The sequence below is a fragment of the Streptomyces sp. 184 genome (assembly GCF_045781775.1).
Classification (GTDB): Bacteria; Actinomycetota; Actinomycetes; order Streptomycetales; family Streptomycetaceae; genus Streptomyces.
On record NZ_CP123230.1, the window covers coordinates 3811465 to 3824478 of the forward strand.

Genomic DNA, 13014 nt, shown 5'->3' on the forward strand with positions numbered 1-13014 from the left:
CTTGCGTAGGAGTCCTTTCATGCACGATGACCGGAACCTGGTCGAAGCACGCCTGGAGCGCGTTCTGCGGGAACGCATCCGGCCGGCCGTCCATCCCCGTACCGTCCCGCTGGCCGTGGAGGTCTGGTCCACCCCGGGTGAACCCGTCCCCGTCGAAGAAGGTCTGGCGGCACCGACCCGGCCCATCGCCGCCGGCACCCCGTGGGGCACGCCGTGGGGCACGAGCTGGTTCACGGTCACCGGCGAGGTCCCCGCCGCGTGGGCGGGCGAGACCGTGGAGGCCGTCCTCGACCTCGGCTTCACCCCCCGCACCCCCGGCTTCCAGTGCGAGGGCCTCGTCTACGAGCCCGACGGCACGCCGGTCAAGGGCCTCCACCCCCGCAACAGCCACGTCCGCGTCGGCGCCCCCGTGGCCGGCGGCGAGCGGGTCCGCTGGCACGTCGAGGCCGCCTCCAACCCCGACCTGGAGGCCGACGGCGTCCCGTTCCGGCCGACGCCGCTGGGCGACCGGGCGACCGCGGGCGACGCACCCCTGTACGTGCTCGGCGAGATGCGGCTCGCCGTCTTCGACGAGACGGTGTTCGACCTGGTGATGGACCTGGAGGTCCTCGGCGAACTCATGGCGGAGCTGCCCGTCGAGGGAGCGCGCCGGTGGGAGATCCTGCGGGCGGTCGGCCGGGCGCTGGACGCCGTGGACCTCCAGGACGTCAACGGCACCGCACAGGCCGCCCGCGCCGAACTGGCGGACGTGCTCGCCGCACCCGCCGTCCCGGCGCACCGCGTCAGCGCGGTCGGCCACGCCCACATCGACTCGGCGTGGCTGTGGCCGCTGCGCGAGACGGTCCGCAAGGTCGCCCGTACCGCCGCCAACATGACCCGGCTCCTGGAGGACGAGCCCGACTTCGTCTTCGCCATGTCCCAGGCCCAGCAGTACGCGTGGCTCAAGGAGCACCGGCCCGAGGTGTACGCGCGGGTCAAGAAGGCGGTGGCGGACGGCCGGTTCGTACCGGCGGGCGGCATGTGGGTGGAGTCGGACACCAACATGCCCGGCTCCGAGGCGATGGCCCGGCAGTTCGTGTACGGCAAGCGGTTCTTCCTCGACGAGTTCGGCATCGAGAACGAGGAGGTGTGGCTGCCGGACACGTTCGGCTTCGCCGCCGGGCTGCCGCAGATCATCAGGGCGGCCGGCGCCAAGTGGCTGCTCACCCAGAAGATCTCGTGGAGCAGGACCAACTCCTTCCCGCACCACACCTTCGACTGGGAGGGCGTCGACGGCACCCGGATCTTCACGCACTTCCCGCCCGTGGACTCGTACAACTGCGAGATGACGGGGGAGCAGCTCGCGCACGCCGCCCGCAACTTCAAGGAGAAGGGCGCGGCCCGGCGCTCCCTCGCGCCGGTCGGCTACGGCGACGGCGGTGGCGGCACCACGCGCGAGATGATCGCCAAGGCCGCCCGGATGCGCAGCCTGGAAGGCGCGCCCGAGGTGCGCTGGGAGACCCCCGCCGACTTCTTCGCCAAGGCCGCCGCCGAATACCCCGACCCGCCGGTGTGGGTCGGCGAGCTGTACCTCGAACTGCACCGCGCCACCCTCACGAGCCAGGCCCAGACCAAGCGCGGCAACCGGCGCAGCGAGTCGTTGCTGGCGGAGGCCGAGCTGTGGGCGGCCACGGCGGCGGTACGGGCCCGGTTCCCGTATCCGTACGAGGAGCTGGACCGGATATGGAAGACGGTCCTGCTGCACCAGTTCCACGACATCCTGCCGGGCTCCTCCATCGCCTGGGTGCACCGCGAGGCGCGGGCGACCTACGCGCGGGTGACGCAGGAGCTGGAGGACATCATCGGCCGTGCCCAGCGGGCGCTCGCCGGCGATGAGTCCGGCGGCGGCGAGCTGGTGTTCAACGCGGCGCCGCACTCCCGCGCAGGGGTGCCGGCCGGCGGCGCCGCGGTGCGCGCCGACACGGCCGACGCGGTCGTCCCCGTCGCGCTGGACGGCGGCGGCTACGTCCTGGACAACGGCATGCTGCGGGTCGAGATCGACCGGCGCGGGCTCGTGGTGTCCGCGTACGACCGCGTCGCCGACCGCGAGGCGGTCGCGCCGGGCCGGGCCGCCAACCTGCTGCAACTGCACCCGGACTTCCCCAACCAGTGGGACGCCTGGGACGTAGACGCCTTCTACCGCAACACCGGCAGCGATCTCACCGACGTCGCCGAACTGGGGGTGGAGGGCTCCGCGGTGCGCGTCGTGCGCACCTTCGGCGACTCCCGGGTCAGCCAGTCGCTGAGCGTCCCGGCGGACACCGCCCGGCTCGACATCGACACCGAGGTGGACTGGCACGAGCGGGAGAAGTTCCTGAAGCTCGCCTTCCCGCTGGACGTGAAGGCCGACCGGTACGCCTCCGAGACCCAGTTCGGGCACGTGTACCGGCCCACCCACCAGAACACGAGCTGGGAGTGGGCCAAGTTCGAGGCGTGCAACCACCGCTTCGTCCACCTCGACGAGCCCGGCTGGGGCGTCGCCGTCGTCAACGACGCGACGTACGGACACGACGTGACGCGCACCGTCCGCACGGGCGCGCAGGCGGGCACGACCACGACCGTACGGGCCTCCCTGCTGCGCGCCCCGCGCTACCCGGATCCGGAGACCGACCAGGGCGTGCACCGGTTCCACCACGCGCTCGTGCCGGGCGCGACGATCGGCGACGCGGTACGCGAGGGCTACCGGGCCAACCAGCCGGAACGTACGGTCACCGGCGGCACCGGCCCGGTCGCGCCGCTGGTGACCGTGGACGACGACGCCGTCGTGGTCAGCGCCGTCAAACTCGCCGACGACCGCAGCGGGGACCTCGTCGTACGCCTCTACGAGGCCCACGGCGGCCGGGCCCGGGCGACCGTCCGGCTCGACGACGGCTACGCCGCCGGGCGGGCCGCGTGCGTGGACCTGCTGGAGCGTCCGCTCCCGGGAACGGAGCCCCACGCCCGGGCGGACGGCGCCGTCGTGCTCGTCCTGCGGCCGTTCCAGATGGTCACCCTGCGCGTGCCGAGAGCCTGACGGGGTGCGCCGGGGCGGCCGCTCGGGCGGCCGCCCCCGCGCGGTGCGGCGCTCATCCGAGGCGATCCGGCGCCGAACTTCCCCGGGACATGGAGAACCTCGACGTCAAAACCTCGGGACGAAGATCACCATCGCGACCTCGGTGGATGACACCCGGCCACTCGCCCCGCCGGGACACCGCCTTCGACGACACGGTCCCGGCTCACCGACTAGGGGGGCATCGGCAGACCCGTCCGCCCGCCCCCGGCTTACGATGGCTCCGAGGCCGGGGGAGGCACGGTGACGACGGCGAACACGGGGAGCACGGAGAAGCCCGCGATCCGGCGCGGCACCAACCTGCCGCGGATGGCGGACTTCAACGAGAGCGTGGTCCTGGACGCCATCCGCCGGCACGCGGACGGCCTGAGCCGGGTGGAGCTCGCCCGGGCCACCGGGCTGTCGCCGCAGACCGTTTCCAACATCACGCGCCGGCTGATGGACCAGGGCGTCGCGCGCGAGGCCGGCAAGCTGAACACCGGCAGCGGGAAGCCCCGTACGCTGCTCCAGATCGTGCCGACCTCCCGCTACGCACTCGGGGTCCACCTCGACCCGGCCGTGATCACCACCGTGCTGGTCGACCTCCTGGGCACCGTCGTGGCCCAGCAGAGCCGCCGGACCCCCAGCGGCGGTGACACCGACCGGATCGCCGCCGGCATGGCGGCGTCGGTGTCCGCCCTCGTGGCCGAGTCGGGGGCAGGCGCCGACCGGGTGCTGGGGCTGGGCATCGCCGCGCCGGGGCCCATCGACGCCGCCGCCGGGTGGGTGGTGGACCCGCCGGAGCTGCCGGGCTGGGGCCGCTACCCGCTCCGCGACCGGCTGAGCGAGGCGACCGGCTTCCCGGCGCTGCTGGACAAGGACGTGACCGCCGCGGTCGTCGCCGAGCGCTGGGCGGGCGCCGCCTCCGACAGCCGCAATCTGGTCTTCTTCTACCTCGGCACCGGCTCGGGCATGGGCCTGGTGGTCGAGGACACCGTGCTGCGCGGCGCCTCCGGCAACGCGGGCGAGGTCGGCGGGCTGGGCGCCGGCTTCTCTGTGCGTACGCTCGTCGACGAGGCCATCGCGCTGGGCGTGCTGGGTACGGAGTACACGGTGCTGGACCCCGCCGACGCGCAGGGCGGCCTGGAGCGGCTGGCGGAGCTGGCGGGCGCCGGGGACCGGCGGGCGGCCGGCCTCATCGACCGGCTGGCGGTCCGCATCGGCCGCGGGGTCTGCGCGACGGCCACGCTCCTGGACGCCGACAGGGTCGTCTTCGGCGGCCCGGTCTGGCAACTGCTGGGCAGCCGGCTGCTCGCCACCATCGAGCCGATGGTGGCGAGCAGCCCGTTCGTACGGCCCGCCCACCGCACGACGGTGGCGTCGACCACGCTGGGGGAGAACGTGGCGGCGATCGGCGCGGCCTCGCTGGTGCTCGACAGCGCCCTGTCCGCCCAGCCCAGGACCCTGCTGCTCGGCTGAACGCCCCGCCGCCGGCGCGGCACTTCCCCCATCGTCTTGACGAACGGGCACCAGGCTGCCGCGCCGCCGGGGACCGCACCGGCACCAAAAGCAGCGGAAAACCGGTGAAGTGTCCGCGCGCGGGCCAACCCTGCCTCGCGTGAGATGCCTTGACCCTTCCGGTGTCCACTTCTAGTTTATCCATCCGATAGATAAACGGACTTCGGGCCGAGCCCCGCGGCATGACAAGGATCCCCATGAGCAAAGCACCGCTCGTCCGGCGAAGAGCCTTCGGCCGCGCAGCAGTTCTGCTGGCGGCGTCGCTGGCCGCACTCACCCTGACGTCACCGCCGCCGCTCGCGGCGGCCGCCGCACCCGCGCCGATGTACCCGACCGGGGTCGGCGCCGACCTCGGCCCCGCCTCCGAGACGCTGGGCCTGGCCGCCGAGGCCGGTCCCGACGCCGCCGGGCTGCGCACCGGCGAACTCGACGGCAGGCCCTACTGGCGGACCGACACCGCCGCGGGCACCTCCTACCTCACCTTCGACCTCGACGACGAGTACGTACGGCAACTGCCCTCCGACGACCTCGTCGTCAGCGTCACCTACCGGGACGCCGGCGATGGCGAGCTGACGCTGCGCCAGGGCGCGGACGGCACCGACACCGCCCTCGCCTTCACCGGCACCGACACCTGGAAGTCCGGCGCCTTCGCGCTGACCGGCGCCGACCTCGCCGACGGCAAGGACGTGCTGCGCCTGGCCGCACGCCACGGCGACGCGGCGCGGGACCTCACCGTCGCCGCGATCCGCGTGGGCTCGGCCGGCGCGTCCGTCGAACTCGGCGCCGCCCCGCTCACCGACGGCATCGCCGCACGCCCCGGAGACGCGGCCACCGGACTGGTCACCGGCGTACAGGACGGCCGCGGCTACTGGCAGACGGACCGGAGCACCCCGGGGTCCGAGGTGGGCTTCTTCTACATGAACGTCGCCGACACCTACCTGTACGACACCCGCGACACCGTGTTCGTCAGCATCGACTACTTCGACCGGGGCAACGGCGCGATCGGCCTGCACTACGACTCGCCGGGCGACACGCTCCCCGACCGGTTCAAGCCCACCGAGACCTTCTCCTACGGCGACTCCGGCACCTGGAAGACCCACACCTTCGCCCTCGGCGACGCGATCCTCACCAACCGCGCCAACGGCGCCGACCTCCGGATCCACACGGGCGACTCCGCCGCCGAGCTGAAGGTGGCCGCGGTCCGCGTCGCCGTGGCACCGGGCGAACTCCAGCCGGCCCAGGGCCTGGAGAACCTCATCGACCTGGCCGGGCTGAAGGTGGGCGCGGCCCGCGAAGGCAGCAGAGACGGCCAGTACCCGGCCGGCGCGAAGAGCGAGCTGGCCGCGGCGATCGAAGCCGCCCGCAGGACGGCCGACGACGGGCAGGCCACCGAGGAGGAGCTGCGCGCGGCGCTGCACACCCTCGACGCGGCGCTGCGGGACTTCCTGGAATCCGCCGTCGACACCGACCTCGCCCACGGTGCCACCCTCACGGCGAGCACCGCCTCCGACACCGCCGCCAACGCCGCCGACGAGGACACCGGGACCGCCTGGACCAGCGGTGACGAGGGCGCGGGCGAATGGCTCCAGGCCGACCTCGGCCGCGCCCGCCCCGTCAACGACGTACGCGTCCACTTCAACACCCGCTACGCCTCCCACTACGACATCCAGGTCTCCCGGGACGGCGAGGACTTCACGACCGTCGCCACCGCGGGCGGCGGCGACGACAAGGAGTACCGCACCCGCTTCGACACCGTGACCACCCGCTATCTGCGGCTGTCGCTGACCGGGTACGCCAAGGGCGGCACCTCGTTCGGCGTCGGCGAGCTGGGCATCCGGCACGAGGCCGCCGTCACGGGCAGGCCGAAGCTGGTCCAGACCCGCCACCCGGCCGAGTCGCCCGTCGTCGCCGACTTCGACGCCGCTCGCTACGGAGCCGACCCCTCGGGCCGGAAGGACGCCACCGGGGCGATCCAGCAGGCGCTCTACGCCTGCCAGGACGCCGGCGGCGGCACGGTGTGGCTGCCCGCGGGCACGTACCGGATCACCGACACCCTGGAGATCCACTCCTTCTGCACCCTGCGCGGCGACCACCGCGACCCGGACCGCGGCCGAGACGACTACGGCACCGTGCTCTTTGCCGACCTGCCCCCGGGCGAGGACGGACCGCCGCTGGTGCGCGTCGGCGGCAGCGCCGGGGTCGTCGGGCTCACCACGTACTACCCCGAGCAGAGCGCCGCCGACCCGGTCCCGTACGGCTACACCTTCGAGATCCCGGGCCGGGCCTGGAGCGGCGAGCAGAACTACATGATGAGCACGGTCTCCGACGTGACGATGCTCAACTCGTACAAGGGCATCGGCATCAGCACCCTGCGCAACGACCGCGGCCAGAGCCCCGGTTCCGGGCAGGTCCACGAGTCGGCCACGCTGCGCAACATCAAGGGCACGGTGCTCGCGGAGGGCGTGCGCGCGTACAACGGCGCGGACGTCGGCACATGGGAGAACATCACGCTCTCCAACTCCTACTGGGCCGACGCCCCGCGCGCCTACCGGCCGCCGGAGCGCTCCGCGCTGGACGCGTACACCCGCGCGGAGGGCACCGGGCTGGTCCTGGGCGACCTGGAGTGGGACCAGTTCTACCGGATCAGCCTCGCCGACTTCCGCACCGGCATCCGCATCGTGCCCGGTCAGCGCGCCTCGTTCACCGGCAGCTTCGTCGAGGCCGACGTACGCCGCACCGACGTGGCGCTCAAGGCCGAGGAGTTCGACTCCCGCTGGGGCACGTCCTTCGCCTCCAGCACCCTTCAGGGCAGCGAGTACGCCGTCGACAACGACGCCCAGGCGTACGTGAAGCTCACCGACACCCGGCTGAGCGGCGCGACCGACGGCATCGTCCACCGGCTCGCCGGCAAGGCCCCCCGCTACGAGCCGCGGCCGCTGCCCAGGCCCGCCCGCGCCGCCCTCCACGTGGTGAAGGGCCGGGGCACGAACGGGATCATGCCGGAGGAGGACGCGACGGCCGCCATCCAGCGGGCGCTCGACCGCGCAGGAGCGGCGGGCGGCGGCATCGTCTACCTGCCCGCGGGCTGGTACCGCGTCGAGGGGCACGTCAAGGTCCCCGCGGGCGTCGAACTGCGCGGCGCGTCGGCGGTGCCCAACCGGGACCTGGCCGGCGCCAGCGCCGGCACCGTCCTGATGGCGTACGAGGGCCGCGGCACCGACCGGCCCGACACCGCCACCGCACTGATCACGCTGAACGGCAAGGGCGCCGGCGTACGCGGGCTGCGGGTCTTCTACCCGGAGAACAACCCGGCGCAGGAGGGCGGCCTCACGCCGTACCCGTACACGATCCGCGGCAACGGCACCGGCACGTACACGATGGACATCGGCCTGCCGAACTCCTGGAACGCCATCGACATGGCCACCCACGCCAACGACGGCTTCACCGTCCGCAAGCTTGCCGGCGCCTACTTCAGCCACGGCATCGCGGTCGGCGAGAGCAGGGGCGGCCGTATCGAGGGCGTGCTCTCCAACGGCAACGCGACCAGCCGGATCGGCTACGCGCTGCCCGACTGGTCGCAGGAGAGCGACGTCTTCCCGCAGGTGATCGACGACCCGATGCGCAAGCAGGCGCAGATCGTCACGGTCGACGGCGCCGAGGACCTCACCCTCCTGAACGTCTTCGGCTACGGCTTCCACGACGGCCTGGCCGTCGAGTCCGGCGAGGCCACGGCGTTCAACCTGGGCACGGACAACCTCGGCGCGGACGGACACACCGTCAGGGCCGGGGCGGACAGCGACGTGACCGCGGTGAACGTGCTGCGCTACAACGGCGCCACGCTCAGCGGCCCGGCCCGGCTCGTCAACGTGATGGCCATCAACATGGCCCAGCAGAAGGTGAGCGCGTCGGCCGAACCGGCGTCCGGCGGCACGGTGGCCGTCGGCGGCTACGAAACGGAGCCCGGCACCTACGAGAAGGGCAGCACGGTCACCTTCACGGCGAAGCCGGCCGGGGGACACCGCTTCGCCGGCTGGACGGTGAACGGCGAACCGGCCGGCGGGCGGGAGCCAGAACTCGAACTGGCCGTCTCCGAGGACCTGACGGTGACGGCCCGGTTCGAGGCGGATCCCGCCTGACGGGAGGCGAACGGCCGCGGGGCGTACGGGCGCAGCGCCGGCCCGTACGCCCCGCGGCCCCGGCGGGTCGGATCACCGCCGGAACCCGGCACGATGCTGCCCGTACGGACTTCCCGCGGGGCGGTCCTCGGTGGCGGCCGTCGGCGCCGCGGCGGGTGGTGCCGTCAGGACCGGCGGTGGACGCCGGGCGGGATGCCGGGGCCCGGCAGTACCCGGGACCGGGCGGTCGTGACCTGCCAGGCGCCGTCCGGGCCCGCCGTCCGGGTGAGGTGGAGGATCTCGTGGCCGCGCTGGACGGCCACGTCGGTGCGATGGCGGTCGAACGACGCCCAGGTGACCGCGATGCCGCCCACGGCCCCGGAGCCCGGCAGCGGCACGTCGGGCCACGACCGGCCGGTGGAGGAACTGACCCGCAGCACGGGGCCGGGGCCGGTGGTGAAGCAGCGGACGCCGTCGTCGTCCGCCAGCGTTGCGACGTGGCCGGCGGTCGCCTCGCCCGGGAGCGGGCGGGCGGACGGTCCGTCCGCCGCGCAGAGCAGCAGCCGCCCGTCCGCGGTGCCGAGAACGCCGACGGGCGAGTCCGTATACGGTCCGCCGGTCCCGGCGGCGGCCGTCAGGACCCGCTCGGCCTCCGCGAACGGCCGGGGTTGCCGCCGCTGCCAGTCGAGGGCCGGGTAGGTGTCCGGCCGGGCCGTCAGCCAGGTGGCCCCGCCGTCCGGCAGCGGCACCAGCGCGTGCAGCGTGCCGTCCGGTGTCTCGGCGAGGGCGGGCGCTCCGCCCGCCCGCACCGGCAGTTCGCCCTCGTGGGTGAAGGCCGGCGCCGGGCTCCACCTGAACCGGTGCACCACGGTGCTCTCCCGGGCGAGCAGCTCCAGGTGGTCCGGCCCGTTGCGGCTCTGGAGGACGCATACGGAGTCGAAGCGGTGGCCCCGGGCGAAGTGCAGGCCGCCGCTCCACCGGCCGGGCGGCGGGCCTGGCACGGTCGCGGCACCGGGGACGGGGAGGTCGTTGTTGTGCCAGAACACCCACAGCCCGTCGTCGGGGTCGGGAGCGACGAGTTCGAAGTTGCCGCGCTCGCCGTAGCGGCCCTGGGCGAGGCCGGGAGCGCCCAGCAGCTTCGGGAAGGCGACGTCGGTCAGGGGTGCGGGTGCGGACCCGGCGGCGGGGTGGGACATGGTGCGGTCCTTCGTCTCGAAGGTGGCGGACGGGCCGGGGAGCCGGCGGCCGCTCAGACGGTCACGGCACCGTCCGAGGCGGAGCCGACGGTCGCGGCGTACTTCGCGAGCACGCCCCGCTCCACCGGCCGTTCCGGCCGCCGCCAGGCGCGTCGCCGCTCCGCCAGTTCGTCGTCGGCGACGAGGAGGTCGAGCGTGCCGGCCGACGTGTCGACGGCGACGGTGTCCCCGTCCCGTACCAGGGCGATCGGCCCGCCGTGGTGTGCCTCGGGCGCCACGTGGCCGATGACCAGGCCGTGCGAGACACCGCTGAACCGGCCGTCGGTGACCAGCGTGACGGAGTCGCCGAGGCCCCGGCCGACCAGTGCGCCGGTGATGGAGAGCATCTCGCGCATGCCCGGACCGCCGGCCGGCCCCTCGTAGCGGACGACGACCACGTCTCCCTGGGTGACGGCACCCGCCTGGATGGCGTCGAAGCAGGACTCCTCGGAGTCGTAGACCCGTGCGGGTCCTTCGCGGCGGAAGTCCGCCCGGCCGCCGAGCTTGAGCACGCAGCCGTCCGGCGCGAGCGTGCCCCTCAGGATCGCCAGCGCCCCCGCGGGCTTCGCCGGCTCGAAGACGTCGGCGACCACGCGCTGGCCGGGTGCTTCCACGGCGTCCGCGGCGACCTGCCGCAGCGATCTGCCGTCGACCATGACGACGTCCTCGCGGAGCAGTCCGGCCTCCAGCAGCCGCCGGGCGACCAGGGAGGTGCCGCCGGCGCGCCAGAGGTCGAGTGCGGTGTGCGGGCCGCTGGGCTTGAGGGCGGTGACGATCGGCACCTGCCGGCAGACCTCGCCGATCTCGTCGATGCGCAGCGGCAGCCCCGCCTCCCGGGCGATGGCCAGCATGTGGAGCACGGCGTTCGTCGAGCCGCCCATGGCGGCGACCGAGACCAGCGCGTTGTGCAGGGCGTCGGCCGTGAGGATGCGCGACGGGCGCGCGTCGGCGGCGTACGCGCGCATCGCCACCTCGCCTACGGCCTCGGCGGCACCGCTCTTCTCGTCGGCCACCGCCGGGATGTCGCCGACGCCGAACGGGGCGAGGCCGAGGAAGTCGGCGACGGAGCCCATGGTGTTGGCGGTGTACTGGGCGGCGCAGGTGCCGGCGCCCGGGCAGGCGTGCCGGGCGAGGTCGTCCACGTCCTCCTGGCTCATCCGGCCCACGGCCCGCTCGCCCAGGGCCTCCCACATGTCCTGGATGGTCACGTCGCGCCCGCGCCAGCGGCCGGGCATCATGGTGCCGCTGTAGAGGACCACGGTGGGGATGTCGAGCCTGGCCAGGGCCATGAGGGCGGCGGGCACGGTCTTGTCGCAGCCGACGATGCAGACCATCGCGTCGAACCGGTGGGCGCGCCCCATCAGTTCGATGGAGTCGGCGATCAGCTCGCGGCTGACCAGCGACGCGCGCATGCCGGGCGTGCCCATGGTGAGGTTGTCGGAGACCGCGATGGTGTTGAACTCCATCGGGGTGCCGCCGGCGCGCTCGACGCCCCGGGCGACGTGCCCGGCGAGCGTGCGGTGGGTGAGGTTGCAGGGCATGGTGCCCGTCCACGTGGAGGCGATGCCCACGACCGGGCGGCGCATCTCGTCGTCGGTCAGGCCCATCGCGTACAGGTGGGAGCGCGCGGGTGCGCGGGTGGGATCGTCGGCGATGCTCACGGCCGTTCCTTCTCTGGGCGGTGCGGGGGTCGGCGGGGTGCGCGGGTCAGGTGAACTGCGGCAGGAACCGCTGCTGCGCGGCGATGAGGGCGTCGGTGAGGTCCGCCGCGGCGTCCGGGCCGGTCACGGCCCCGTCCGCGAGCACCGCCTCCACGGCCAGGTCGCGGCTGCCGGTCATCGCGGCCTCCACGGCCAGCTCGACGGAGGCCAGCCGGCGCGCGAGGATCGCCGTCAGCGGCGCGGACAGGTCGGGTACGGAGACCGGCCGCAGCCCGCGGGCGGTGGCCACGCCCGGGATCTCCAGGGCGGCGGCGTGCGGCAGCCCCGGGACGGCGCCGCGGTGGGGCACGTTCACGGAGAACATCTCGCGCCGGTCGAAGGTGATCGAGCGGATGATGGCGACCAACTGCTCCTGCTCGCCCGTCGACCGGTCGAAGACCGACTCGTCCAGCGGCACCCTTCCCTCGGCCTGGTCCTTCATCCCCAGGTACCGGTTCTCGCCCCAGTCGAGGATCTCGGGCACCGAGAAGGCGTCCACGCCGAGCTTCTTGCCGTAGTAGTCGCCGCTCGCCCAGCGTTCGGGGAAGAACTCGACCACGTGCCGGTCGTTCGCCGCCGGATAGGCCCCGTACCTGCGGAAGATCTCCCAGGAGAAGGGGTTGTGCCATGCCTTGCCGTTCTCCCAGATGGATCCGATGTCGGCGGGGTCGCAGGGCTCCGCCAGCTCGCGCTCCATGCGCGCACGCACCAGGGGCCAGGCGTCCTCGCCGCGGTGCCGGAAGTCGTAGATGAACGTCAGGTGGTTGATGCCGGCGTACAGCGTGGAGGTCTCGGCGAAGGGCAGGCGGGCGAAGGCCGCCAGCTCGCGCTGCACGTGGTGCATGCCGTGGCACAGCCCGACGACCTCCGCGCCGCCGTACCGGGTCATGGCGCCCACGTTGGCCGTCATGGGGTTGCTGTAGTTGAAGAAGTGCGCGTCGGGGGCCAGTTCCGCGACGTCCCGCGCGATGTCCACCATGACCGGCACGGTGCGCAGCAGCCGGGAGATGCCGCCGGGCATCACGGAGTCCCCGACGGGCTGGAAGACGCCGTGCGTCATGCAGATCTCGTGGTCCTGCTGCCAGGCGGGCCGCCCGCCGACGCCCACGCACGTGACGACGAAGTCGGCGCCGGGGAGCACCTCGCGCCGGTCGGTGGTGGCGCGTACGCTGATCCGCTCCTCGCAGCCGCGGGCCCGGACCATCTGGTCGGCGAGGCGCGCGGCCACGGACAGCGCCTCGTCGTCGACGTCGACGAGGCGTATCTGCCACGCGCCGAGGTCGTCGGCGGAGATGAGGTCGGCCAGCAGGCCGCGGGTGAAGACGGCGCTGCCTGCGCCGATCAGCACGAGGACGCGGGCGTCTCGCATTGCCGGTGTG

Annotated in this window: 6 protein-coding genes; 3 read left to right on the top strand and 3 right to left on the bottom strand. The window is 73.7% G+C overall.

What is annotated here, in order from left to right; translation table 11 throughout:
- The first annotated feature begins 19 nt into the window (after nt 1-19).
- The 3 genes from QBL21_RS15935 (at nt 20) to QBL21_RS15945 (ending at nt 8721) form a co-directional block, all read left to right on the top strand.
- The gene (locus tag QBL21_RS15935) at nt 20-3052 is read left to right on the top strand and encodes an alpha-mannosidase (RefSeq protein ID WP_407562848.1); all 3033 of its coding nucleotides are present in this window, start codon (nt 20-22) and stop codon (nt 3050-3052) included.
- 345 nt (nt 3053-3397) lie between these two features.
- Complete coding sequence (locus tag QBL21_RS15940) at nt 3398-4546, top strand: ROK family transcriptional regulator (RefSeq protein ID WP_407566447.1); 1149 nt, start codon at nt 3398-3400, stop codon at nt 4544-4546.
- 236 nt (nt 4547-4782) lie between these two features.
- Nucleotides 4783-8721: a glycosyl hydrolase family 28-related protein gene (locus QBL21_RS15945; RefSeq protein WP_407562849.1), complete on the top strand. Its 3939-nt coding sequence runs from the start codon at nt 4783-4785 to the stop codon at nt 8719-8721.
- Nucleotides 8722-8885: 164 nt separating this feature from the next.
- On the opposite strand, the gene QBL21_RS15950 is transcribed toward QBL21_RS15945, so the two are convergent.
- The 3 genes from QBL21_RS15950 to QBL21_RS15960 are packed head-to-tail and all read right to left on the bottom strand — an operon-like array spanning nt 8886 to nt 13004.
- On the bottom strand, nt 8886-9896 hold the full coding sequence (locus QBL21_RS15950; protein WP_407562850.1) for a hypothetical protein: 1011 nt from the start codon (nt 9894-9896) through the stop codon (nt 8886-8888).
- Nucleotides 9897-9949: 53 nt separating this feature from the next.
- A complete protein-coding gene (ilvD, locus tag QBL21_RS15955) occupies nt 9950-11596 on the bottom strand; it encodes a dihydroxy-acid dehydratase (protein ID WP_407562851.1) in 1647 nt (548 codons plus the stop codon).
- A 46-nt stretch (nt 11597-11642) separates the two neighbouring features.
- A complete protein-coding gene (locus tag QBL21_RS15960) occupies nt 11643-13004 on the bottom strand; it encodes a hypothetical protein (protein WP_407562852.1) in 1362 nt (453 codons plus the stop codon).
- Nucleotides 13005-13014 lie beyond the last annotated feature (10 nt).